A 23,880-nucleotide genomic window follows, 5' to 3' on the forward strand; every position below is an offset into this window, starting at 1 on the left:
GTCATACCTCGTTGAGCGATTGAGCGGCATCCAATGCCGCGCGGCCCCGGGGGCCGTGGAAATATTCGTGAATCCAGGCGTCGTCCGTTTCCGAAACGACATCGATGGCGTCGGCCACCAGCACTTTCTTCTGCGCCAGCACCGCCACACGGTCGGTGATGGTGTACAGCGTGTCGAGGTCGTGGGTGACCAGGAACACACTCAAGCCCAGCGCATCGCGCAGGGTGAGGATCAGTTGGTCGAACTGCGCCGCGCCAATCGGGTCGAGACCGGCGGTGGGTTCGTCCAGGAACAGGATGTCCGGGTCCAAGGCCAGTGCGCGGGCCAGAGCTGCGCGCTTGATCATGCCGCCGGATAACGAGGCCGGGTATTTGTCGGCCGCCGACAGCGGCAACCCCGCCAGGGCCAGCTTGACCGCCGCCAGGTGCTCGGCATCGGCGCGGCTGAGGCCGGCGTGCTCGATCAATGGCAGAGCCACGTTCTCGGTCACCGTCAGCGAGGAAAACAGCGCGCCCTTCTGGAACAGTACGCCAAAGCGGCGTTCTACCAGTGAGCGTTCATGTTCAGGCAGGCTCGGCAGGTTTTTGCCGAACACCCGCACTTCGCCTTCGCTGGGGCGCCGCAGGCCAACGATGCTGCGCAACAACACGGATTTACCGCTGCCAGAGCCCCCCACCACCGCCAGGATCTCGCCCTTGTACAAATCCAGGTCGAGGTTCTCATGCACGCTTTGGCTGCCGAAACGGTTGCACAGGCCACGTACTTCAATCACCGCCTCAGTGGGCGCACGGTGTAGACGACTCACCAGCCCATCTCCATGAAGAACATCGCCGCGACCGCATCCAGCACGATCACCACAAAGATCGATTGCACCACGCTGGACGTGGTGTGCGCGCCGACCGACTCGGCACTGCCGCTGACTTTAAAACCTTCCAGGCAGCCGATGGCCGCGATCAAAAACGCAAAGATCGGCGCCTTCACCATGCCCACCAGAAAGTGCTGCACGCCAATGTCCGATTGCAGCAGCGAAAGAAACATCGCTGGCGAAATATCCAGGGCCACCGCACACACCACGCCGCCGCCGACGATCCCCGAGAGCATCGCCAGGAAGGTCAGCATCGGCAACGCCACCAGCAGCGCCAACACGCGGGGCAATACCAACAGCTCCATAGGGTCCAGGCCCAATGTGCGGATGGCGTCGATTTCTTCGTTGGCTTTCATGGAGCCGATTTGCGCGGTGAACGCACTGGCGGTACGGCCGGCGATGAGGATTGCGGTAAGCAACACGCCGAATTCGCGCAGGAAGGAGAAGGCCACCAGGTCCACGGTAAAGATCGTCGCGCCGAAGCTCTTGAGCACGGTGGCGCCGAGGAAGGCCACGACGGCGCCGACCAGAAAGGTCAACAGCGCAACGATAGGCGCCGCATCCAGGCCGGTCTGTTCGATGTGGGCGACCATGGGCGTCAGGCGCCAGCGTTTGGGCCGCCAAATGCCGCGGGCGAAGGTTTCGAGGATCAGGCCGATAAAGCCCAACAGCTTCATTGCGTCTTGCCAGACCGTGTCTACTGCACGGCCGATGCGAGCCAACACTTGAATGCCGGCGGCCTCTTCCGGCTCTTTGATCGGTACGCAAAAGTCATTCAGGGAGCGGTAGACGGTCTTGAGCAGTGCACGGTCGGCGGCTGCCAGGGTGCAATCGGTCTGTTCGGCAGAGTGTTCGATGCGTGCAGGGCCCAGCAGCTCTACCAGCAGCGAGGCGCCGGCGGTATCCAGCGCGCCGAGGCCGTTGAGGTCAATGCGGGCGCCGGCGTCGTATTGGCCGTCGAGTGCGGCCGACAGCTTCTTCAGGTCGGCGTAGTGGGCCAGCGTCCAGTCGCCGGTAATCCGTAGCGAAGGCGGGGTGCTGGACGTATCTAGATGGGCCGCGCCGGCCGTCGTGCGAGTGGTCATAAGCTCCGAGCTTGTTTGGCTATCCACAATTGCTACGTAATAGCACGATCCGGCTTACTTTGGGTTGTCCGCTTGTGCTGTGTCTATCACCTTGAAGCGCAGAACGCCGATGACTTGCCCGTCTTCGGTGAGCACCTGCACCTGCCAGCGCCCTACGGCGTCACCGGGGAAGTTCTGCTTGTGGGTCCAGGCGCGATAGCCTTCCTTGCGCCCACCATGGATGTCCAGGGCAATGCGGTCGACTTCCTGGCCGTTGAATTTCCACACATGGTAAATCCGCTCATCCAGCCCGCGTGGTGCGTTGATGGCGGTGTACGCATACAGCCCACCGCTGCGCAATTGGGCGGCGGTGACTTGCTTGAGGTCGTCGCCCGGCGTGCGGTCTTGCAGTTGGGTGCTGATGGCGACTTCGGTCATCCATAGGGTGGCGGGCGGTACCCAGCTGCGCAGGAACCAGCCGGCGCAGCCGATGGCGGCCGTTACCCCCAGCAGCATCGCCCAGCCCTTGAGGCTACGCAGCGGCAGGCTGACGGCCAGGCTCGGGATCGACAGGACCATGGCCACGCCCAACGCCAGTTTGTAACTCTGGGCGGTGGTCAGGTGCATGATGATCGGCAGCGCGGTCAGCAACGCGGCGAATAGGGTCAGGGTGTGCAGGGCCAGGAATAGCGAGCGTTTGGGCGCCAGCCATTTGTAATACAGCGGGTCGATGATCGACACCAGCGCCGCTGCGCCGAGCAGGCCAGTGAACAACGATTGGCCGCTGTTCCAGGCGGTGGTGACGAAAAAGAAGGGCAGGACGAAAAACAGACTTTCCTGGTGGATCATCTGGGTGGCGTAGCGCAGCAGCGGTTCAGGGATCTCGCGATTGAAGACTTTGGTGAACAGTTGCGTAAAGCTGTTCTCCAGCATCAGCCACAACCAGCTCACCAGCATGATCACCGCGATCCAGCTGGCCATGCCCTGCTGGCGGTCTACCAGGATGAAGCTGCCCACCCCCGAGATGAAACCGCCGAGTGCAATCACCCCTGGGTAGCGCTTGATCAGTTCTATAACGCGCTGGATGAGGGGCGGCAAGTTCGGCATGGGCGGTTCACTGGTTGTGGGAAAAATCTCAGACAGAATAACGCCTTGGCCCGATATTCTGTGCCTCATTACTCAACAGGTTTGCGATAAAGCCTCAGGCCGATCAAACCAAGGATGATCAGGCCCAGTACGCCCGCACCGATCCAGGTCAAGGCGTCATAACTCAACAGCGGTTTTTCGATGCGCCAGTAGCCCGGCTGCTGGAACGCTTCGCGCATGGCCTGGTTGGTTTGCGCCAGGCTCACGGCCTTGATGCGTTTGACCGGGTCGCTGAAACGTCCATTGGAGTAGTCGCCGGCCGCACTCCAGTAATAGTCGGCCAGTGCGCTGTTGCCCTGCACTGCCCAGGCTTGGCGGGCAATGGCGGCTTGTTGCAGGCGTGTGAATACTGTTGGGTCGAGGCCATCCTTGAGCAGTTGGGCCTTGAGGTCTTGCAAGACCTGCTCGGCTTCAGGGAGGTTTTCTCGCTCAAGGTCGGCATTCAGGCTGAGGAACCCAACGCCGCCGAGCACTTCGCGTTCTACCCACGGGCCGTAGGACAAACCGTGCTTGAGGCGCAGTTGCCGGTACAGCGCCCAGTCGAGGTAGTCCTTGAGCAGGTTGTAGGTTTCATCATGCTGGTCGTCCAGCACAGGCTCTGGGAACAGCCAGTGCAGCTTGGCGCCATCGCCCACCCAGCCGCGGATCAGGTCGCGGTGGCTGGCGGCGGTATGCTGGATTTCCGGGAGGGGGCGATGTTCGCTCGGCTCCACTGGGTCGAGTTGACCATAGGTGCGTTCCAGGTAGGCGGGCAGCAGTTTGTCGAGATCGCCGACGACGATCAGGGTCATGTTGTTCGGCGCGTACCATGCTTTGCGCAGCTTCTCCAACTGGTCGCGGGTGAGGTGGCTGACCTCGGCGCGTTCGGCGCACTTGAGGCCCAACTCCACGGCCAATTGGTTACTGGCGCTGTGACCGAGGTCTTGGCGATCCAGCAGGCGTTGCAAGTGTGAATAATGGCCGCCGTCTTCTCGCTCCATCACCTGTTTGGCGGCGTTGATATGAGCGTCGGTCAGTTGCGTGCGCGTGAGGATTGCCAGCAGCAGGTCCAGTACTTTGCGTTGGTTCTGCGCGGGCGCCTCGATCACGAAAGTAGTGTCGGCGTTGCTGGTGTAGGCGTTCCACTCGCCGCCCAGGGCTTGCATGCGGTCTTCGAGGTCGCCTTCGCCGCCGCCATCGATGCCGCTGAACAGCAAGTGCTCGAACAAGTGCGGCAGTTCTTTTTCTTCGCAACCGAAGTCGTCCAGGCCCACCCCAACCACCAGGCGAATAGCCACGTGCCCACGCTCGGTGCCCGGTTTGAGCAGCAGTTGCAGGCCGTTGGGCAAGGTGTAGCCCTCGACTTGCAGGCGGTCAAAGGCAAAGGTGTGTACCGAGCCCAAGAGCAGGCAGGCGAGTAACAGGCGACGCATAACAAGCTTCCTGGCGAATGAGGTCCATTGTTAACTGACTTCGCTCGCGGGCGTACGTTCAGGGCGAATGGGTGATGTCGGCAATACTTTCGGCAGAGAGCGCGCCGGTGTCGGACGTTTCCAACACTACATAAGCACTGCTGCAAAACAACGAGTTCAAGCGTTTCATGTCGGCAATCAGTTCCAGATGCAGGGAGCTGGTTTCCAGGCTCTGCACGATCTTGCGCTGCAAGCGGCTGACATGGGCGTGGGCCAGGCGGCGTTCCTGGGCACGGAAGCGGCGCTTTTCTCGCAGTAATTGACGGGCGCTTTCCGGGTCGCCGCTGAGAAACACCGACAGGCCCAGGCGCAGGTTGGCGATCAACTGGCTGTGCAGGCCACTGAGTTCCTCCAGGCCCACTTCGGAAAATTGCCGGCGTTGCGAGGTCTTCTGTTGCTGGACCTTGCGCAGCATGCGTTCGATCAGGTCACCGGCCAATTTCAAGTTGATCGACAGCTCGATGATCTCGGCCCAGCGGCGGTTGTCCTGTTCACTCAGGTCTTCACGGGGCATTTGCGCCAGGTAGAGTTTGATCGCGCTGTAGAGCGCTTCGACGTCATCGCTCAGGCTGCGCATTTCTTGGGTAACGGCGGTTTGGTTGCCGCGCAGCACTTCCTGCATCGAAGTGAGCATATTGTCGATCAAGTCACCCAGGCGCAGGGTTTCGCGGGCGGCGTTCGCCAGGGCCAGGCTTGGGGTATTCAATGAGGCCAGGTCCAGATGGCGTGGCTTGGCCTTGCCATTGGTTTCGGGGCGTTCCGGCAGCAGCCATTCGCACAGGCGTGCCATGGGCCCGATGGTGGGCAACAGGATCAGGCAACGGCTGACGTTGTAGAGCAGGTGGAAGGTGATGACCATGCCCTGAACGCTGTAGTCCAGGCTGTCCATCCAGCCCACGAGCGGGTCAAGCACCGGAATGATCAGCAACAGACCGATCAATTTGTACAACAGGCTGCCCAGGGCCACTTGGCGACCGGCAGTGTTTTGCATGCTGGTACTGAGAAACGCCAGCACCCCGCTGCCGATGTTGGCGCCGATTACCAGGCCGATGGCCACGTGCAAGCCGATCACGCCGGCACCGGCCAGGGTGGCCGTGAGCAGCACCGCAGCGAGGCTGGAGTAGGAAATCATGGCGAACAGCGCGCCCACCAGGGCGTCCAGCAAGATATCGCCGGTCAGCGAAGCGAAGATGACTTTCACGCCCTGGGCATGGGTAATGGGCCCGGCGGCTTCGACGATCAATTGCAGCGCGAGGATGATCAGGCCCAGGCCGATCCCCACCCGGCCTAACTGTCCTGCCCGCGTCTGCTTGCGCGACAGGAAGAAAATCACCCCGAGGAAGATCAGCAGCGGCGACAGCCAGGACAAATCGAACGTCAGCACCCGCGCCATCAAGGCCGTACCGACGTCGGCGCCAAGCATGGTGGCCAAGGCCGGCGTGAGGCTCATCAGCCCTTGGCCGACGAACGAAGTCACCAGCATCGCGGTGGCGTTACTGCTTTGCACCATGGCCGTCACCAGGATACCAGCGACAAATGCCAGCCAGCGCTTGGACATGTTCTGCCCGATGACTTGGCGCAAATTGGAACCGTAGACCCGCAGGATGCCGGTTCGGACGATATGCGTGCCCCAGATAAGCAGGGTCACGGCGGAAAGCAGATTGAGCAAGGTCAGCATGCTCGGCCCCCCGTGTGGGTGCGCTCCAGCAGGAGCGAAGGAAAGTTACCGCGTGCCGCTCTACGTCTTGTACCTAAGCTGTAGTTGGCGAATGGGCTCTGCGCCAGCATCGCATAGCTAAACTTGGGATTGAAACAAAACTGTCATGAAGATCGTTCCCCACGCTCGGCGTGGGAACGCATCCTGTGACGCTCTGCGTCACTTTGCGGACGCGGAGCGTCCGAGAGGGCATTCCCACGCGGAGCGTGGGAACGATCACTCGCGGGTCAAATTTACTGACCCGGAATGTCCTTGCGCAGTTTCACTGGGTCCTGCTGTTTCTTCTTTTTCGCGATGGCGGTACGCATCTTGATGTTCACCGCTTCCACCGCCAGCGAGAACGCCATGGCGAAGTAGACGTAGCCTTTTGGCACGTGTACGTCGAAGGATTCAGCGATCAGTACGGTACCCACGACCAGCAGGAACGACAGCGCCAGCATTTTCAGCGACGGGTGCTTGTCGATGAACTCGCTGATGGTGCCGGCAGCCAGCATCATCACCAATACCGCAACGACGATGGCGGCAACCATCACCGGCACGTGGGAAACCATGCCGACGGCGGTAATCACCGAGTCCAGGGAGAACACGATGTCGATGATGGCGATCTGGATAATGGTGTAGATGAACTTGCCACCGGCGCCTTTGGGCTCGTCGTGGGTTTCATCTTCACCTTCCAGCGCGTGGTACATCTCCTGGGAGCTTTTCCACAGCAGGAACAGGCCACCGAAGAACAGGATCAGGTCACGACCGGAGATGCCTTGGCCAAACACGACGAACAGGTCGGCGGTCAGTTGCATGACCCAGGTGATCGACAGCAGCAACAGGATGCGCGTGACCATGGCCAGTGCCAGGCCGAAGATCCGGGTGCGCGCCTGCATATGCTTGGGCATGCGGCTGACCAGGATCGAAATCATGATGATGTTATCGATGCCCAGGACGATCTCGAGAGCCGTCAGGGTGAAGAAGGCAATCCAGATTTCCGGATTGGTCAGCCATTCCATGTGTATTCCTTTGAGCAAGTGTTAACCGCGCAAGCTGTAGCGCCGCGCGGTGAGTGAGTCGGTACGATTATAGAGTGCTGAACAGCGGAAAAATCCCCATCAGCAGTGCGGCGAACATTATGCACAGGCACACCAGCACTGCCCACTTGAGCGTGAAGCGCTGGTGATCGCCGAATTCGATACCCGCCAGGGCAACCAGCAAGTACGTCGAGGGTACCAGTGGGCTGAGCAAATGCACGGGCTGCCCGACGATCGACGCCCGCGCCATTTCCACCGCGGTGATGCCGTAATGGCTGGCAGCTTCGGCCAGTACCGGCAGTACGCCGTAGTAGAACGCATCGTTGGACATGAAGAAGGTGAACGGCATGCTCACCAGCGCGGTGATCACCGCCAGGTAAGGGCCCATGGCTTCGGGGATGACTGCCAACAGGCTCTTGGACATGGCGTCGACCATGCCGGTGCCCGACAGGATGCCTGTGAAAATACCGGCGGCGAAGATCAAGCCCACCACCGCCAATACGCTACCGGCGTGAGCCGCGACGCGGTCTTTCTGCTGCTGCAGGCACGGGTAGTTGACGATCATGGCGATACTGAACGCCACCATGAACAGCACCGGCAGCGGCAACAGGCCGGCAATCAGGGTGCACATCAACGCCAGGGTCAGGGCGCCGTTGAACCAGATCAATTTCGGCCGGCGGGCGTCGGGGAATTGCGACACGCTGATTTCGCTGTGGTCGATCTCGTCGCCCTGCAGGTGCAATTCACCCAGGCGCGCACGTTCGCGCTTGCCGTACATGTAGGCAATCACCAGGATCGCCACAACACCGGCGGCCATGGCCGGGATCATCGGTACGAAGATGTCCGACGGGTCTACATGCAGCGCACTGGCGGCGCGCGCCGTCGGGCCGCCCCAGGGGGTCATGTTCATCACGCCACCGGCGAGAATGATCAGGCCGGCCATGATCCTTGGGCTCATGCCGATGCGCTGGTACAGCGGCAGCATGGCCGCGACGCAGATCATGTAGGTGGTGGCACCGTCACCGTCCAGGGACACCACCAGGGCCAGCACGGCGGTGCCGACCGACACCTTGAGCGGGTCGCCCTTGACCATCTTGAGGATCTTGCGCACGGCCGGGTCGAACAGGCCGGAGTCGATCATCAAGGCAAAATAAAGGATGGCGAACATCAGCATCACGCCGGTCGGCGCAAGCTTGGTGATGCCTTCGAGCATCATCGGGCCGATCTTCGGTGCGAAACCGCCGAACAGCGCGAACAGGATCGGCACGATGATCAAGGCGATCAGCGCGGACAGGCGCTTGGTCATGATCAGGAACATGAACGTGATGACCATGGCAAAGCCAAGGAAAGTCAGCATAGGAATACTCCAGGCGTAGCGCGGCTAGGGAATGGCGGACCGAGTGGCGGTCAGCGCAGAACGAAAGGCACGAGGCGTACGGGTGGAGTCGGAGCGAACAGGCGGGTACGAGCGGACATCGGGAATCACCATTGTTGTTGTTAACAGCCGGTCTGTTGCCGGCAGTGAGGGCGATCCTAGACGGGGAAGCTTTCAGCCAGCTTTCGCTGAGAAAACAGCTGACACGCGGCCTTGGGGTTTATGCAGATAAAAACTGTGGGAGCTGGCTTGCCTGCGATGGCGGTGTATCAGCCAACATCTCTTATGGCTGTGACACCGCCATCGCAGGCAAGCCAGCTCCCACATTTGGATAGTGGTCGCTGCCAGACTATCAGGGTAGCTCCAGGCCGCCGGCGGCTTTGTGCAAGGCCCGCAAATGCTCACCCACCTGCTTGAGGTTGGCTTCACACGCGGCGATCTCGGCGGCGCGGGAAGGATCGAGCAGCGCCCTCACCTCCTTATCCAGCTCGCCGGTCAACGACTGCAACTGTTTCTGGCGTTCGGCGCTTTCTGATTCAAGGCGCTTGGCTTCCGAAGGTTGCGGCAGGCCATAACCCCCACTGTCCAGCAACTCGGCCGGGCGACTCAGGAAGCCGCTGTTGGCGAGAATTTGCTGCAGCGTGTTGTTGGCTTTCTCCATGCCGCCGTATTTCAGCTCGCGGGCATTGAGGTAGCGTTGTTTGACCTCATCCTGGGCGAGCATCAGTTGTTTGCGATAGCTGGCCTGCTCCAGCAGCAACAGCGCGGCGCTGGTGCGCAGGTCGGCCTGGCTGAACCATTGGCGACGCGCTTGCGCATCCAGGGACAACCAGTCTTCGACCTGGGTCTGCTTGATCGGCAGTTGCTTGCGCAGCACATCAAACATGGCCTGGTAACGCTCGCGGAACGAGTCGAAGTGATACCCCAGCCGCAGTGCCTCGCGCTTGTCATTCAATACGCTGGTATCGGCCAGGCCGCGGGCGCTGAGCACTTCCAGCAAACCGTTGGGGGTGATGTTGTCCAGGCCGGTCAATTGCGGGTTGGCGCTGCCGCTGCGCAACAGTTTCAGGCTTTCGACCGCACAATTGTTGGAGATAAAGAAGTAGTTGCCGTCATAGCTCCAGTGCATCTGCGCCGCATGTTCGACGGTGTCGTTGATTTCCTGACGGCTGAGCTTCAGCGGCACCGACGCCAGGCCACGCAGTTCGGTCTTGGTGTATTCATCAATGACCTGGGCCAACGGCAGTACGAACAGCCGCGACGGGTATTTACCCACCAGGCCATCCCAGCTCGACAGCTGGACATCCCCGACGAAGGCGCGGTAAGACAAGACCAGGTGCCGGTCCAGATCCAGCCGGCAATCCGGGCCACGCGGGCGGCCTGGAGCGCAAATCACCAGGCGCAACATGCTATGACCCCAACGGCTCACTAGGTTCTGGTTGGCTTCGGCCAGCAGATAGTCGATTTCATACACGCGCTCCGGATCGATCTGGCCCAGGGGCGTCTTGGCGAAATCGTTGCCCGCGTTCAGGAAGGCATAGGTACTGGCGCAGGTGTCCTGTTCAGGCGGGGCCCAGCCGAAGTGATCCTTGTAATAACGGAACAGCGCGGGGCGGCGACAGGCGTAGCTGGGGTCCAGGAGGAAATACTCCATGTTGACCGCCACGAACTCCAGCGGGCTGGTGGTTTCGTAGATGTCCGGGCTGCGCACCACCTGATGGTTGTGCTGCTCACGCTCTCCGCGCCGACCCACATACTGTGGCCAGCCGGCAAGATCCAACAGGCGTGGGTCGTCACTGAGGGTAAAGCGGCGGTCGTTCTGGCCACGGCACTGGTCGGGCAAGCCGATCAAGCCGGTAATGTTGTTCTGACGGCTGCAGCGCTGGATCAGCGTGCGCTCGTCCTGGGACCACAGGCGCGCACGGTCATAGATGTGGGTCAGTTCATGCAGCACCGTGGCGAGCATTTCCCGGCGCACAGTACCGTGGGGGCGATTGGTTTTCTGGGTGGCGGCGCTGCCGTCAGTCAGGCTGGCGAGCAGGTTCTGGTTGAGGTCCAACTCGGACACCAGGGACGCCTGGCCGTAGGCGTTGTCAGGCATCTTGTCGGTCCAGCCGACATCAATACGTCGGTCCAATTGCTCGACAAAGCGCGGCGGCAAGGAGCGCAGCGCTTCATCCAGCAATGCCTGGCTGGCCTGCTGTTCGGCCGGGCTCAAGCCTTCGGTCTTGAGCCGCAGTTGCAGGCCGGCCTGGGCCGTACTCGCGCACAGCAGCACGGCCCCGGCCAGGAGCCAGGTTTTGAGGCGCCTCACAGAGCGAGGATAGCTTCTGCGAGGGTCTGGTCGCTGGCATCACGGGCTTCTGGCACGCGGGTGCGAAGGGTATCGAACGCTGCTTCCAGCTGGGCGCCACGGATCTCGCCATTGGTGGCGACGAAACTGGCGGCGTCATCGTGGGCTTCGCGCACGATCTTGGAGTCGCGGATGGAGGTGGTGGTGTCCGAGGTGAAATCAATGGTGCGCGCCGAGGCACGCACGACGATGTTGCTGGTGGCCTTCAAGGTTTGCGCCTGGGCGACATCGGCCAAAAACAGCAGGCCGAGGGCGGCGACGATCAGCGGGCTACGCATGGGGTGACTCCAATGACAAAGATAGAAATACAACGATGATTATTGGACGAGAATTGCTTGCGCCAGTTCAAGGTCGCTTGCATGAAGTTTTGGCTGGGTGCGGCGCAGATAGTCCAGCGCGGACTCCAGGCGTGCGCCCCGCCATTGGCCGTCAGTGGCAATGAAAGCGGCAGCATCATCCCGAGCGGCCAGGACCAACTTATTGTCGAACGGCGCAGAGGTCACTTTGCTGGTGGCATACACGCTGACAACCGTGCTCTGGGTGGACACATCCAACGCTGAAGCCATGGGTGACCAGCAGGCGCAAAACAGTACAGGAACACTCAATAAACGGTATGAAAAAGCCATGGGACTCGACAACTGAAAGCGAGCGCCAAGGCTAGCGCAACGGCCGGGCGAGAGCCAGCGCCGAGCCATCCGGGAGCGGCAGGCGCTCCCGTCTGGTTGCCGTGGGTCAGATAGCCAGGATGGCCTGTGCCAGCTGCGTATCGGTAGCGGTATTCAATTGCGGCGCTTGTTGGCGGATCTGGGCCAGGGCGCTTTCCAGTTTCACGCCACGGATGGCGCCTTGGCTGGCGACAAAGCTGGCGGCGTCGTCACGGGCCGCTTGTACGACCTTGTTGTCGCGCAGGGATGAGGTGGCATCAGACGTGGCATCGGAGGTTGCCTTCAGAGCGCCGACGATCGAGTCAGTCGTCATGATCAGGCTGCTCGCGTTGGCATTGGCAGCCAGAGTCAGCACAGCGGCAGTGCACAGCAGGCGAAGACGGGACATGGGGTAACTCCTGTAGACGAATAATAAGGTGGCGCGAAACGGCCACAATGAAACGGACTGGGACTGTCGAGCATCAGACGCACGCTCTACAGGGTTCGCCACGTGGTGAACCGATATTAGGCGTGTGCAGGACTATTCGGAAGCCTGTAATTAAACTGTACCTGTCATATTTTATAAATTTAAAACTGTATCTGTGTGCTTGAATCGAGCCAATCCAATGGGCTATCGCAGATACAACAAAGCCCGCCTCCGGTTACCCGGGGCGGGCTTTGCTTTGACAAATCAGGGTGCTGGCAGTGGACCCGTCAGGTCAGGGCCAGCGGGCGCCACTTAGCGCCAGAACGGCTTGCTCAGCTCTTCGTAGCGTTGAGCTTCGCTGATACCGGCGTCAGCCAGCAGGCGCGAATCCAGGCGAGCCAACTGGTGGCGGCTGGAGATGCGGCGCTGCCACAACATCAGGTTGGCGAGAACGCGCAAAGGCAGGGAAGCCTGGGTGTTTACAGCTTTTTCTTCAAAGAACAGTTCGGAACTGAGTGTACGTTCCATGATGACATCCTTCCGCTTGTGGCGGGATTAGGTAGTGGTTTAACTGATGCCAATGATCCTCCTCCGAGGCAAGACTCTCTAGATACAGTTCACCTGTATTGTGAGAGGCCAGTTAACTGTTTAGCGAGGCTGTACGGTACGAAATTGGGGCAACTGTACCTGTGCGCACTTAAAAGGTGCGAAATAGGCATTTTTGAGTTGGTGTGTGGGATATTTCGGTAGGAAATGACCAGTACAGCAGTACAGTTTTTTCCATAAGTGCGGGTGGGTTCACCGAGCTGATGAAACTGTATTTGCATCAGCCCGGATCTGTATTCATCAAGCCTTGAGCATGTGCCCGGTTTCTTCCAGATTAATGTGCCAACTCAGTGCTTCGCGCAAGATGTGCGGCGTATGCCCACCGATGGCGCAGGCGGCATCGAAGTAAGTGTTGAGGGCATCGCGGTAGGCTGGGTGCACGCAGTTATCGATGATCACCCGAGCGCGCTCCCGTGGCGCCAGGCCCCGCAGGTCGGCAAGGCCTACTTCGGTGACGAGAATGTCCACGTCATGCTCGGTGTGGTCCACATGGCTGACCATCGGTACCACGCTGGAAATTGCGCCGCCCTTGGCAATGGACTTGGTGACGAAGATCGCCAGGTGCGCATTGCGGGCGAAATCCCCGGAGCCGCCGATGCCGTTCATCATCCGCGTGCCGCAGACGTGGGTGGAGTTGACGTTGCCGTAGATATCGAACTCCAGCGCGGTATTGATACCGATGATGCCCAGGCGCCGTACCACTTCAGGGTGGTTGGAAATTTCCTGCGGGCGCAGCACCAATTTGTCCTTGTAGTGCTCCAGGTTGCCGAACACATCGGCATTGCGTCGCTCCGACAAGGTAATCGAACTGCCGGAGGCAAAGCTCAGCTTGCCGGCGTCGATCAGGTCGAAGGTCGAATCCTGCAACACTTCCGAGTACATGGTCAGGTCTTCGAACGGCGACTCGATCAATCCGCACATCACCGCGTTGGCAATATTACCGATGCCGGCTTGCAGCGGGCCGAGCTTGTTGGTCATGCGCCCGGCATCGACTTCTTGCTTGAGGAAGTTGATCAGGTGATTGGCGATGCCTTGGGTGTCGCTGTCAGGCGGCGTTACCGTGGAGGCGGAGTCCGCCTGGTTGGTGATGACGATGGCGACGATTTTCTCGGGCGGGATCGGAATCGCGGTGCTGCCGATACGGTCGTCGACTTTCACCAGCGGGATCGGCGTGCGCGTCGGCCGGTAGGTCGGGATGTAGATGTCGTGCAGCCCTTCCAGGTTCGGGTTGTGCGCCAGGTTGATCTCGACGATCACCTGTTTGGCAAAGATCGCGAAGCTGGCCGAGTTGCCTACGGAAGTAGTGGGCACGATATGGCCCTGCTCAGTGATCGCGACGGCTTCGATCACGGCGATGTCGGGCAATTTGAGCTGATTGTTGCGCAGTTGCTCGACGGTTTCCGACAGGTGCTGGTCGATAAACATCACCTCGCCGGCATTGATCGCCTTGCGCAGAGTGCTGTCGACTTGAAAGGGCATGCGTCGTGACAGTACGCCGGCTTCGGTCAACTGCTTGTCCAGGTCATTGCCCAGGCTGGCGCCGGTCATCAGCGTGATTTTGAGTGGCGAAGTCTTGGCGCGTTCGGCCAGGGCGTGGGGGACGGCCTTGGCTTCACCGGCACGGGTGAAGCCGCTCATGCCGACGGTCATGCCGTCCTCGATCAGTGCAGCGGCGTCTGCCGCGCTCATGACCTTGTTCAACAACGAAGGCAAGCGGATACGATCACGGTACATGAATTGTTATCTCTGGCTACGGAAAGCAAGGTGGGCAGTGTAGTGATTTCAAAAAGTTTCGGCCCGCTACCATGGTCGAATGCCAGGTCGCGATTTAGAGCCTTTGGTCGGGTTTCATGTGTGTGCAAAGCGGGACGCAGAGCATCCCTGGATGCGTTCCCACGCGGAGCGGGGGAACCATAAAAAAACCCCAGCCTACGTGAGGCCAGGGTTTCAGGTATTGCGCTGGCGCAGTGTTATTCGACGGCCTTGACCATGTCTTCGATGACCTTCTTGGCATCACCGAACACCATCATGGTCTTGTCCAGGTAGAACAACTCGTTATCCAGGCCGGCGTAGCCGCTGGCCATCGAGCGCTTGTTGACGATGATGGTCTTGGCCTTGAACGCCTCGAGAATCGGCATGCCGGCGATGGGTGAGTTCGGGTCGTTCTTGGCGGCCGGGTTGACCACGTCGTTGGCGCCCAATACCAGCACCACGTCGGCCTGGCCGAACTCGGAGTTGATGTCTTCCATCTCGAACACCTGGTCGTAAGGCACTTCGGCCTCGGCCAGCAATACGTTCATGTGCCCCGGCATACGGCCCGCCACCGGGTGGATCGCGTACTTTACGGTGACGCCGTGGTGGGTCAGCTTCTCGGTCAGCTCCTTGAGCGCGTGTTGTGCCCGCGCGACCGCAAGGCCGTAGCCTGGGACGATAATCACGGTGTCGGCGTTGGTCAGCAGGAAGGTGGCGTCATCAGCGGAGCCGGACTTCACCGGACGTGCTTCTTTGGAGCCCGCCGCAGCGCCAGCATCCGGCGCGTTGCCGAAACCGCCCAACAGCACATTAAAGAAGGAGCGGTTCATCGCCTTGCACATGATGTACGACAGGATCGCGCCGCTGGAGCCCACCAGGGAACCGGCGATGATCAGCATCGAGTTGTTCAGCGAGAAACCGATGCCCGCCGCTGCCCAGCCGGAATAGCTATTGAGCATCGACACCACCACGGGCATGTCGGCGCCGCCAATCGGGATGATGATCAGCACACCCAGCACGAAGGCCAGGGCCAGCATCAGTGCAAATGCGCTGAGATTGCCGGTGAACATGAACGCCAGGCCCAGGCCCAGGGTTGCCAGGCCGAGTACCAAGTTCAGTTTGTGTTGGCCGCCGAACTGTACCGGTGCGCCCTGGAACAGGCGGAACTTGTACTTGCCCGACAGCTTGCCGAATGCGATCACCGAGCCGGAGAAGGTGATTGCACCGATAGCGGCACCGAGGAACAGTTCCAGGCGGTTACCGGCCGGTATCGAATCGCCCAAGTGCTTGACGATGCCCAGGGACTGCGGCTCGACCACGGCGGCAATGGCGATGAACACCGCGGCCAGGCCGATCATGCTGTGCATGAACGCGACCAGCTCGGGCATCTTGGTCATTTCAACACGCTTGGCCATGATCGAGCCGGCGGTACCGCCAACCAATAGGCCAACGATGACGTAGCCGATACCGGCAGTCGCCAGTTCAGCCCCCAGCTTATAGATGAGGCCGACGGTAGTGAGTACCGCCAGCGCCATGCCGAGCATGCCGAACAGGTTGCCGCGCCGCGAAGTGGTCGGGTGCGAGAGGCCTTTAAGGGCCTGGATGAAACAGATCGACGCGATCAGGTAGAGCGTCGTCACGAGATTCATGCTCATTACTTGGGCGCCTCTTCTTTTACTTTCGGGGCTTTCTTCTTGAACATCTCAAGCATTCTGCGGGTGACCAGGAAGCCACCGAAGACATTTACCGCCGCCAGGGCCACGGCCAGTGTGCCCATAGTCTTGCCCAACGGGGTGACGGTCAGCGCGGCAGCCAGCATGGCGCCGACGATGACAATCGCGGAAATGGCGTTGGTCACGGCCATCAGCGGCGTGTGCAATGCAGGTGTTACGTTCCAGACCACGTGATAACCGACATAAATCGCCAGCACAAAGATGATCAGGTTGTAGATACCGGGGGAGATAAGCTCTTCCATCGTCTGAATCCCTGCTTAGGCGTTTTTGCGGATGACTTGGCCGTCGCGGCACATCAGGCACGCGGCGACGATGTCGTCTTCGAGGTTGATTTCAAACTGCCCTTCCTTGGTGAAGACCAGCTTCAGGAAGTCCAGCAGGTTGCGCGCATACAAGGCCGACGCATCGGCGGCGACAGCGCCCGCCAGGTTGGTCGGGCCGCAGATGATCACGCCGTTTTCCACCACGACCTGGTCGGCCACCGTCAGCGGGCAGTTGCCACCTTGGGCTGCAGCGAGGTCGATGACCACCGAGCCGGGTTTCATCTGCGCCACGGTATCGGCGCTGAGCAGGGTCGGCGCCTTGCGGCCCGGGATGAGGGCGGTGGTGATGACGATATCGGCCTGTTTGGCGCGTTCGTGCACGGCCAGGGCCTGGCGTTGCATCCAACTGCTGGGCATCGGGCGCGCGTAGCCACCGACACCGACGGCGCATTCACGCTCTTCATCGGTTTCGTACGGTACGTCGACAAACTTGGCACCCAGGGATTCGATCTGCTCCTTAACCGCCGGGCGTACGTCGGACGCTTCGATCACCGCGCCCAGGCGCTTGGCCGTGGCGATGGCTTGCAGGCCCGCCACACCGGCGCCGAGGATCAGTACGCGCGCGGCTTTTACAGTGCCGGCAGCAGTCATCAGCATCGGCATGAAACGCGGGTAGTGATGAGCGGCGAGCAACACGGCCTTGTAACCGGCGATGTTGGCTTGCGAAGACAGCACATCAAGGCTTTGAGCGCGTGAAGTGCGCGGCGCGGCTTCCAGGGCGAAGGCGGTGATGCCGCGCTCGGCGAGCTTGGCGATGGTTTCGTTGCTGAACGGGTTGAGCATGCCCACCAACACGGTGCCACTTTTGATCAGCGCAAGTTCGCTGTCGCTTGGGGCAACCACTTTGAGAATCAGCTCGGCGCCAAACGCGTCGTTGGCACTGCCAATGGTGGCGCCTGCCGTTTCATAGGCACTGTCGACGATGCTGGCATTGATGCCTGCGCCGCTTTGTACAGTGACCTTATGGCCCTGGCCGATCAGCTTCTTGATGGTTTCCGGGGTGGCAGCCACCCGCGTTTCACCGGTCTGGGTTTCGAGAGGAACACCAATGTGCACGTCAAATCTCCTGCATGATCTTTTTGCTTTTGATCTTTTTGTAAAAAGGCCAGTGCACCGCGAGTGGCGCAACTGGGGCGGCCGATCAGCACGATCCCGCTGAAATGACAGCGGGGCGCGGCATTTTGCAGGCGAACTTTACGGCCATCAAGGGATTATGACGGGTGACGAAAAATTAACTACAAGTCACCCTGTGACTGATTGTCGCAACAAGCTGAAATAACCTCTTTAAATACAGGTCATTAAAGGCGTTCAGGCGTTTTCGCTCCATTTTTCCATTGCCAGTGTGAATAGTCGTGCATTGGCCGGTAAGAGTCGCTACGAGCCATGAGATACATGGCTTTTAGCCTTATTTTTGGCTGACAAGTACAGTCTGTTTAAATGCGACATATACGTATATCTGTAGGATCTTAATTTATTTGACTACAAAGTCAGCAATTTCGCTTTGTCCTTTATTTACATGGGTTGTAGCGTCTTGACTGGTCGAGCAGCCAGTCCCTAAATGCATGCAGTGAGGCGGATTCGACCTTTTTGTCAGGAATCATCAGGTAATAAGCCTTTTCGCTGGTCAGTGCTTCGGTGCTCGCGATTACCAGTTGTTGCTCCTTCAGCTCCCGCTGTATGAGGAAGGGAGGAATCAGTGCGATGCCCATGTCATGCATGGCCGCTTGAGACAGCATCGAGAATAGCTCGTATCGAGGGCCTGTCATGTCGCGAGGGATGCTCAGGTGTTGGGCGTTGAACCATTGGCGCCAGGCGTAGGGGCGTGTGGTCTGCTGCAACAGGGGCAGCTCGGCGATCTGTTGAGGGGTGAAGTGCGTGCGGTCGCCGAGTAAGCGCGAGCTGCATACCGGTACCGGGTTTTCGCCCATTAACCGGTGGGATTGCGTACCCGACCAATCGGCATCTCCGAAGTAGATCGCCGCATCGAACTCAGTATCGGCGAACAGGAAGGGGCGTGTGCGGTTCGTCAGGTTCACCGTGACTTCCGGGTGCTGATGTTGAAAGTCTTTCAGGCGTGGGATCAGCCACTGCGTGCCGAAGGTAGGTACCACCGCCAGTTCGATCACATTGGCGCCCTGCTGGCCCATCACCGACAAGGTGTCGCGCTCTACGGCGTCCAGTTGCGTTGCAACCCTGCGGCTATAAGACAGCCCCGCCTCCGTCAGCTTCACCCCACGGCGTGAGCGGCGAAACAGCTCGACACTCAAAAACTCCTCCAGGCTGGCGATCTGTCGGCAAATCGCGCCTTGGGTGATGGAAAGCTCCAAGGCTGCCTTGGTGAAGCTCTCGTGCCGGGCTGCTGCCTCAAAGCTGATGAGCGCGGTGGTACTGGGGATTTTCCTGCGCATGTACGTTGCCCTCACAGATAAAGCGCATTTCTGGGCTTTTTTAGTGTTACGAAGTGAGAAACTAGCACAAGCCTATGCAAAAACCTCGTTTGCCCTCTGCGCTGACCGCGCCTAGTCTGGTTCCACGACTTCTGATTTTTTCCGCGAGGACTTATTCATGGCTGGCAAGGCAAGCTTCAACTGGATCGATCCACTGCTGCTGGATCAACAGCTCACCGAAGAAGAGCGCATGGTGCGTGACAGCGCCGAGCAATTTGCTCAGGACAAGCTGGCTCCCCGCGTGCTCGAAGCCTTTCGCCACGAAAAGACAGACCCTGCTATTTTCCGCGAGATGGGCGAGACCGGTTTGCTGGGGGCGATGATCCCTGAGCAGTACGGTGGCAGTGGCTTGAACTATGTCAGCTACGGTTTGATTGCTCGGGAGGTGGAGCGTGTCGACTCCGGCTATCGCTCGATGATGAGTGTGCAGTCTTCCCTCGTCATGGTGCCGATCAATGAGTTCGGTACCGAGGCGCAAAAACAGAAGTACTTGCCCAAACTGGCCTCTGGTGAATGGATCGGTTGCTTCGGGCTGACCGAGCCCAACCATGGTTCCGACCCAGGTGCGATGATTACTCGTGCACGCAAAGTGGATGGCGGCTACAGCCTGACCGGCGCAAAGATGTGGATCACCAACAGTCCGATTGCGGATGTGTTTGTGGTGTGGGGCAAAGATGATGCCGGGGACATCCGTGGCTTTGTCCTGGAAAAAGGCTGGAAAGGTCTGAGCGCTCCGGCTATCCACGGCAAGGTGGGGCTGCGGGCCTCCATCACCGGTGAAATCGTGATGGATAACGTATTTGTGCCCGAAGAAAATATCTTCCCGGATGTACGGGGTTTGAAAGGGCCGTTTACCTGCCTTAATTCGGCACGGTACGGGATTTCCTGGGGGGCGCTGGGGGCTGCTGAGTTCTGCTGGCATACCGCACGCCAGTACACACTTGATCGCCAGCAGTTTGGTCGCCCACTGGCTGCCACTCAGTTGATCCAGAAGAAGCTGGCAGACATGCAGACCGAGATTACCTTGGCCCTGCAAGGTTGCCTGCGCCTGGGTCGGATGAAGGATGAGGGGACGGCGGCGGTTGAGATCACTTCGATCATGAAGCGTAACTCGTGTGGCAAGTCATTGGATATCGCGCGCATGGCCCGGGACATGCTGGGCGGCAACGGTATCTCCGACGAATTCGGAGTGGCGCGCCACTTGGTCAACCTGGAAGTGGTCAACACCTATGAAGGGACCCATGACGTGCACGCCTTGATCCTGGGGCGCGCGCAAACCGGTCTTCAAGCGTTCTATTAATAGGAGCATGGGCATGGGCGCGCTTTCGCATCTGCGAGTGCTGGATTTGTCGCGAGTACTCGCGGGCCCCTGGTCCGGGCAGATTCTTGCAGACCTTGGGGCTGAGGTGATCAAGGTCGAAAGGCCGAGCAGCGGCGATGACACGCGCGCTTGGGGGCCGCCCTTCCTTAAGGATGCGGATGGCGAAAATACCAGTGAGGCGGCGTATTACCTGTCGGCCAACCGTAATAAAGAGTCGGTGACCATCGACTTTACGCGGCCGGAAGGCCAGAAGCTGGTGCGTGATCTGGCTGCCAAGTCGGACATCCTGATCGAAAACTTCAAGGTGGGCGGCCTTGCGGCGTATGGGCTGGACTATGAATCCCTCAAAGAGGTCAACCCGGAGCTGATTTACTGTTCCATCACGGGGTTTGGTCAGACGGGCCCCTATGCGATGCGTGCCGGCTACGATTTCATGATCCAGGGTCTGGGCGGGCTCATGAGCCTGACCGGGCGGCCTGAAGGGGATGAAGGTGCCGGGCCGGTAAAGGTTGGCGTAGCCTTGACCGACATCTTGACCGGACTTTATTCGACCGTCGCGATCCTGGCTGCGCTAGCTCATCGCGACCACGATGGTGGTGGGCAACATATCGACATGGCGTTGCTGGATGTGCAGGTGGCATGCCTGGCGAATCAGGCGATGAATTACCTGACAACCGGGGCGCCGCCCAAGCGCCTGGGGAATGCTCACCCTAATATCGTGCCTTATCAGGATTTTCCTACGGCCGATGGAGATTTCATCCTCACCGTAGGCAATGACGGGCAGTTCCGTAAATTCGCTGAAGTCGCTGGGCAACCGCAATGGGCGGATGACGTGCGTTTCGCCACCAATCGCGCACGGGTAGCTAATCGTGCGGAGCTGATTCCTTTGATTCGCCAGGCGACGGTCTTCAAGACGACCGCTGAGTGGGTGTCGCAGCTGGAGCAAGTGGGCGTGCCGTGTGGGCCCATCAATGATCTGGCGCAGGTGTTCTCCGATCCTCAGGTCCAGGCGCGGGGTTTGGCGATTGAGTTGCCTCACGCATTGGCGGGGACGGTGCCCCAGGTTGCGAGCCCGATACGCTTATCCAAGACGCCTGTGGAGTACCGGAGTGCGCCTCCTCTATTGGGGGAGCATACGCTTGAGGTGCTGCAGGGGGTTTTGGGGTTGGGAGCTGCTCATGTGGCCGCACTGAAGGAGGCGGGCGTTATTTGAACTTCCCTTCTATATAGACGCGCAGTGGATGCCGGCTGTTTTTTAACCGAAGCTAACTTATTGATAGAAAAGCAAAATTAAGAGTTGACGGCGAATTATATCTGTCTATAATTCGCCCCACTTCCGGCGCAGTCGAAACGGAAAACTCCTTGGTAAACAATGAGTTACGCAGTTCTCGGCAGCAAGTTGCTTCAGTTCATCGAAGCCAAAAGGAAGTTGAAAAAGAGGTGTTGACAGCAGCGTGTAACGCTGTAGAATTCGCCTCCCGCTTACGAGAGATCGCAAGCGCAAGTGGTTGAAGTTGTTGAAGAAATCTTCGAAAACTTCTGAAAATAACCACTTGACAGCAAATGAGGCTGCTGTAGAATGCGCGCCTCGGTTGAGACGAAAGATCTTAACCAACCGCTCTTTAACAACTGAATCAAGCAATTCGTGTGGGTGCTTGTGGAGTCAGACTGATAGTCAACAAGATTATCAGCATCACAAGTTACTCCGCGAGAAATCAAAGATGTAACCAACGATTGCTGAGCCAAGTTTAGGGTTTCTTAAAAACCCAAAGATGTTTGAACTGAAGAGTTTGATCATGGCTCAGATTGAACGCTGGCGGCAGGCCTAACACATGCAAGTCGAGCGGTAGAGAGAAGCTTGCTTCTCTTGAGAGCGGCGGACGGGTGAGTAATGCCTAGGAATCTGCCTGGTAGTGGGGGATAACGTTCGGAAACGGACGCTAATACCGCATACGTCCTACGGGAGAAAGCAGGGGACCTTCGGGCCTTGCGCTATCAGATGAGCCTAGGTCGGATTAGCTAGTTGGTGAGGTAATGGCTCACCAAGGCGACGATCCGTAACTGGTCTGAGAGGATGATCAGTCACACTGGAACTGAGACACGGTCCAGACTCCTACGGGAGGCAGCAGTGGGGAATATTGGACAATGGGCGAAAGCCTGATCCAGCCATGCCGCGTGTGTGAAGAAGGTCTTCGGATTGTAAAGCACTTTAAGTTGGGAGGAAGGGTTGTAGATTAATACTCTGCAATTTTGACGTTACCGACAGAATAAGCACCGGCTAACTCTGTGCCAGCAGCCGCGGTAATACAGAGGGTGCAAGCGTTAATCGGAATTACTGGGCGTAAAGCGCGCGTAGGTGGTTTGTTAAGTTGGATGTGAAATCCCCGGGCTCAACCTGGGAACTGCATTCAAAACTGACTGACTAGAGTATGGTAGAGGGTGGTGGAATTTCCTGTGTAGCGGTGAAATGCGTAGATATAGGAAGGAACACCAGTGGCGAAGGCGACCACCTGGACTAATACTGACACTGAGGTGCGAAAGCGTGGGGAGCAAACAGGATTAGATACCCTGGTAGTCCACGCCGTAAACGATGTCAACTAGCCGTTGGAAGCCTTGAGCTTTTAGTGGCGCAGCTAACGCATTAAGTTGACCGCCTGGGGAGTACGGCCGCAAGGTTAAAACTCAAATGAATTGACGGGGGCCCGCACAAGCGGTGGAGCATGTGGTTTAATTCGAAGCAACGCGAAGAACCTTACCAGGCCTTGACATCCAATGAACTTTCTAGAGATAGATTGGTGCCTTCGGGAACATTGAGACAGGTGCTGCATGGCTGTCGTCAGCTCGTGTCGTGAGATGTTGGGTTAAGTCCCGTAACGAGCGCAACCCTTGTCCTTAGTTACCAGCACGTTATGGTGGGCACTCTAAGGAGACTGCCGGTGACAAACCGGAGGAAGGTGGGGATGACGTCAAGTCATCATGGCCCTTACGGCCTGGGCTACACACGTGCTACAATGGTCGGTACAGAGGGTTGCCAAGCCGCGAGGTGGAGCTAATCCCATAAAACCGATCGTAGTCCGGATCGCAGTCTGCAACTCGACTGCGTGAAGTCGGAATCGCTAGTAATCGCGAATCAGAATGTCGCGGTGAATACGTTCCCGGGCCTTGTACACACCGCCCGTCACACCATGGGAGTGGGTTGCACCAGAAGTAGCTAGTCTAACCTTCGGGAGGACGGTTACCACGGTGTGATTCATGACTGGGGTGAAGTCGTAACAAGGTAGCCGTAGGGGAACCTGCGGCTGGATCACCTCCTTAATCGACGACATCAGCTGCTCCATAAGTTCCCACACGAATTGCTTGATTCATTGAAGAAGACGAAAAGAAGCAGCCCGAAATTGGGTCTGTAGCTCAGTTGGTTAGAGCGCACCCCTGATAAGGGTGAGGTCGGCAGTTCGAATCTGCCCAGACCCACCAATTTTGTGTGGGAAACGCCTGTAGAAATACGGGGCCATAGCTCAGCTGGGAGAGCGCCTGCCTTGCACGCAGGAGGTCAACGGTTCGATCCCGTTTGGCTCCACCACTACTGCTTCTGTTTGTATAAAGCTTAGAAATGAGCATTCCATCGTTGTGATGGTGA

General features: G+C 59.0%; 19 protein-coding genes, 2 tRNA genes and 1 rRNA gene. 5 read left to right on the plus strand and 17 right to left on the minus strand.

Annotated features, from left to right (window positions below):
* Window position 1 precedes the first annotated feature (1 nt).
* The 17 genes from AB9N64_RS18170 to AB9N64_RS18250 all read right to left on the minus strand — a co-directional run bounded on the left by AB9N64_RS18170 (window position 2) and on the right by AB9N64_RS18250 (window position 18,883).
* A complete protein-coding gene (locus AB9N64_RS18170) occupies window positions 2-805 on the minus strand; it encodes an ABC transporter ATP-binding protein (RefSeq protein ID WP_014716351.1) in 804 nt (267 codons plus the stop codon).
* Window positions 802-1,950: an ABC transporter permease gene (locus AB9N64_RS18175; RefSeq protein ID WP_014716352.1), complete on the minus strand. Its 1,149-nt coding sequence runs from the start codon at window positions 1,948-1,950 to the stop codon at window positions 802-804. The genes AB9N64_RS18170 and AB9N64_RS18175 overlap by 4 nt, the downstream gene beginning before the upstream one ends.
* 54 nt (window positions 1,951-2,004) lie before the next feature.
* Window positions 2,005-3,036, minus strand: coding sequence for a DUF5924 family protein (locus AB9N64_RS18180; RefSeq protein WP_003187399.1), 1,032 nt, complete (start codon window positions 3,034-3,036; stop codon window positions 2,005-2,007).
* A gap of 68 nt (window positions 3,037-3,104) precedes the next feature.
* The gene (locus AB9N64_RS18185) at window positions 3,105-4,487 is read right to left on the minus strand and encodes a M16 family metallopeptidase (RefSeq protein WP_371359583.1); all 1,383 of its coding nucleotides are present in this window, start codon (window positions 4,485-4,487) and stop codon (window positions 3,105-3,107) included.
* 58 nt (window positions 4,488-4,545) lie between these two features.
* Window positions 4,546-6,204, minus strand: a complete 1,659-nt coding sequence (locus AB9N64_RS18190) for a Na/Pi cotransporter family protein (protein WP_371359584.1) — start codon at window positions 6,202-6,204, stop codon at window positions 4,546-4,548.
* A gap of 272 nt (window positions 6,205-6,476) precedes the next feature.
* A complete protein-coding gene (locus tag AB9N64_RS18195) occupies window positions 6,477-7,244 on the minus strand; it encodes a TerC family protein (protein WP_014716354.1) in 768 nt (255 codons plus the stop codon).
* A 67-nt stretch (window positions 7,245-7,311) separates the two neighbouring features.
* On the minus strand, window positions 7,312-8,619 hold the full coding sequence (locus AB9N64_RS18200; protein ID WP_003187405.1) for a CitMHS family transporter: 1,308 nt from the start codon (window positions 8,617-8,619) through the stop codon (window positions 7,312-7,314).
* Between the two features lie 370 nt (window positions 8,620-8,989).
* Window positions 8,990-10,951 carry a DUF4105 domain-containing protein gene (locus AB9N64_RS18205; protein ID WP_019816933.1) on the minus strand — a complete coding sequence of 654 codons (1,962 nt, stop codon included), beginning with the start codon at window positions 10,949-10,951 and terminating at the stop codon, window positions 8,990-8,992.
* Window positions 10,948-11,268: a DUF2388 domain-containing protein gene (locus AB9N64_RS18210; protein ID WP_003187408.1), complete on the minus strand. Its 321-nt coding sequence runs from the start codon at window positions 11,266-11,268 to the stop codon at window positions 10,948-10,950. Before AB9N64_RS18210 ends, AB9N64_RS18205 begins: the two co-directional genes overlap by 4 nt.
* Window positions 11,269-11,307: 39 nt before the next feature.
* Window positions 11,308-11,616 carry a DUF2388 domain-containing protein gene (locus AB9N64_RS18215; RefSeq protein WP_032894275.1) on the minus strand — a complete coding sequence of 103 codons (309 nt, stop codon included), beginning with the start codon at window positions 11,614-11,616 and terminating at the stop codon, window positions 11,308-11,310.
* A 106-nt stretch (window positions 11,617-11,722) separates the two neighbouring features.
* Window positions 11,723-12,043, minus strand: a complete 321-nt coding sequence (locus tag AB9N64_RS18220) for a DUF2388 domain-containing protein (RefSeq protein WP_020301396.1) — start codon at window positions 12,041-12,043, stop codon at window positions 11,723-11,725.
* A 330-nt stretch (window positions 12,044-12,373) separates the two neighbouring features.
* The gene (locus AB9N64_RS18225; RefSeq protein WP_003187413.1) at window positions 12,374-12,589 is read right to left on the minus strand and encodes a DUF1127 domain-containing protein; all 216 of its coding nucleotides are present in this window, start codon (window positions 12,587-12,589) and stop codon (window positions 12,374-12,376) included.
* Window positions 12,590-12,907: 318 nt separating this feature from the next.
* Entirely contained in the window at window positions 12,908-14,401 is a 1,494-nt protein-coding gene (locus AB9N64_RS18230) for an acetyl-CoA hydrolase/transferase family protein (protein WP_003187414.1), read from the minus strand.
* Window positions 14,402-14,637: 236 nt separating this feature from the next.
* Window positions 14,638-16,074, minus strand: a complete 1,437-nt coding sequence (locus AB9N64_RS18235) for an NAD(P)(+) transhydrogenase (Re/Si-specific) subunit beta (RefSeq protein WP_014716357.1) — start codon at window positions 16,072-16,074, stop codon at window positions 14,638-14,640.
* On the minus strand, window positions 16,074-16,394 hold the full coding sequence (locus AB9N64_RS18240) for an NAD(P) transhydrogenase subunit alpha (RefSeq protein WP_003187417.1): 321 nt from the start codon (window positions 16,392-16,394) through the stop codon (window positions 16,074-16,076). Before AB9N64_RS18240 ends, AB9N64_RS18235 begins: the two co-directional genes overlap by 1 nt.
* Before the next feature lie 15 nt (window positions 16,395-16,409).
* Complete coding sequence (locus AB9N64_RS18245) at window positions 16,410-17,531, minus strand: Re/Si-specific NAD(P)(+) transhydrogenase subunit alpha (RefSeq protein WP_003187419.1); 1,122 nt, start codon at window positions 17,529-17,531, stop codon at window positions 16,410-16,412.
* A 452-nt stretch (window positions 17,532-17,983) separates the two neighbouring features.
* Window positions 17,984-18,883 (minus strand): LysR family transcriptional regulator, encoded by a 900-nt coding sequence (locus AB9N64_RS18250; RefSeq protein WP_371359585.1) that lies wholly within the window; start codon window positions 18,881-18,883, stop codon window positions 17,984-17,986.
* 157 nt (window positions 18,884-19,040) lie between these two features.
* On the opposite strand from AB9N64_RS18250, the gene AB9N64_RS18255 reads away from it, so the two are divergent.
* From AB9N64_RS18255 to AB9N64_RS18275, 5 genes are all read left to right on the plus strand, one after another.
* Window positions 19,041-20,222: an acyl-CoA dehydrogenase gene (locus AB9N64_RS18255; RefSeq protein WP_003187423.1), complete on the plus strand. Its 1,182-nt coding sequence runs from the start codon at window positions 19,041-19,043 to the stop codon at window positions 20,220-20,222.
* A gap of 13 nt (window positions 20,223-20,235) precedes the next feature.
* Complete coding sequence (locus tag AB9N64_RS18260; protein WP_014716358.1) at window positions 20,236-21,456, plus strand: CaiB/BaiF CoA-transferase family protein; 1,221 nt, start codon at window positions 20,236-20,238, stop codon at window positions 21,454-21,456.
* A 565-nt stretch (window positions 21,457-22,021) separates the two neighbouring features.
* Window positions 22,022-23,558 (plus strand): 16S ribosomal RNA (locus AB9N64_RS18265).
* Window positions 23,559-23,640: 82 nt separating this feature from the next.
* Window positions 23,641-23,717 (plus strand) — tRNA-Ile (locus AB9N64_RS18270).
* A 30-nt stretch (window positions 23,718-23,747) separates the two neighbouring features.
* Window positions 23,748-23,823, plus strand: a tRNA-Ala gene (locus tag AB9N64_RS18275).
* The last annotated feature ends 57 nt before the right edge of the window (window positions 23,824-23,880 follow it).

The sequence above is a fragment of the Pseudomonas sp. KT_2_4 genome (assembly GCF_041410225.1).
GTDB lineage: Bacteria > Pseudomonadota > Gammaproteobacteria > Pseudomonadales > Pseudomonadaceae > Aquipseudomonas > Aquipseudomonas paracarnis.

What these genes read in the sequence shown, in the direction of transcription:
- AB9N64_RS18175 (WP_014716352.1), bottom strand. Translation starts at nt 1,950, where the DNA reads ATGACCACTCGCACGACGGCCGGCGCGGCCCATCTAGATACGTCCAGC.
- AB9N64_RS18180 (WP_003187399.1), bottom strand. Translation starts at nt 3,036, where the DNA reads ATGCCGAACTTGCCGCCCCTCATCCAGCGCGTTATAGAACTGATCAAG.
- AB9N64_RS18185 (WP_371359583.1), bottom strand. Translation starts at nt 4,487, where the DNA reads ATGCGTCGCCTGTTACTCGCCTGCCTGCTCTTGGGCTCGGTACACACC.
- AB9N64_RS18190 (WP_371359584.1), bottom strand. Translation starts at nt 6,204, where the DNA reads ATGCTGACCTTGCTCAATCTGCTTTCCGCCGTGACCCTGCTTATCTGG.
- AB9N64_RS18195 (WP_014716354.1), bottom strand. Translation starts at nt 7,244, where the DNA reads ATGGAATGGCTGACCAATCCGGAAATCTGGATTGCCTTCTTCACCCTG.
- AB9N64_RS18200 (WP_003187405.1), bottom strand. Translation starts at nt 8,619, where the DNA reads ATGCTGACTTTCCTTGGCTTTGCCATGGTCATCACGTTCATGTTCCTG.
- AB9N64_RS18210 (WP_003187408.1), bottom strand. Translation starts at nt 11,268, where the DNA reads ATGCGTAGCCCGCTGATCGTCGCCGCCCTCGGCCTGCTGTTTTTGGCC.
- AB9N64_RS18215 (WP_032894275.1), bottom strand. Translation starts at nt 11,616, where the DNA reads ATGGCTTTTTCATACCGTTTATTGAGTGTTCCTGTACTGTTTTGCGCC.
- AB9N64_RS18220 (WP_020301396.1), bottom strand. Translation starts at nt 12,043, where the DNA reads ATGTCCCGTCTTCGCCTGCTGTGCACTGCCGCTGTGCTGACTCTGGCT.
- AB9N64_RS18225 (WP_003187413.1), bottom strand. Translation starts at nt 12,589, where the DNA reads ATGGAACGTACACTCAGTTCCGAACTGTTCTTTGAAGAAAAAGCTGTA.
- AB9N64_RS18230 (WP_003187414.1), bottom strand. Translation starts at nt 14,401, where the DNA reads ATGTACCGTGATCGTATCCGCTTGCCTTCGTTGTTGAACAAGGTCATG.
- AB9N64_RS18235 (WP_014716357.1), bottom strand. Translation starts at nt 16,074, where the DNA reads ATGAGCATGAATCTCGTGACGACGCTCTACCTGATCGCGTCGATCTGT.
- AB9N64_RS18240 (WP_003187417.1), bottom strand. Translation starts at nt 16,394, where the DNA reads ATGGAAGAGCTTATCTCCCCCGGTATCTACAACCTGATCATCTTTGTG.
- AB9N64_RS18250 (WP_371359585.1), bottom strand. Translation starts at nt 18,883, where the DNA reads ATGCGCAGGAAAATCCCCAGTACCACCGCGCTCATCAGCTTTGAGGCA.
- AB9N64_RS18255 (WP_003187423.1), top strand. Translation starts at nt 19,041, where the DNA reads ATGGCTGGCAAGGCAAGCTTCAACTGGATCGATCCACTGCTGCTGGAT.
- AB9N64_RS18260 (WP_014716358.1), top strand. Translation starts at nt 20,236, where the DNA reads ATGGGCGCGCTTTCGCATCTGCGAGTGCTGGATTTGTCGCGAGTACTC.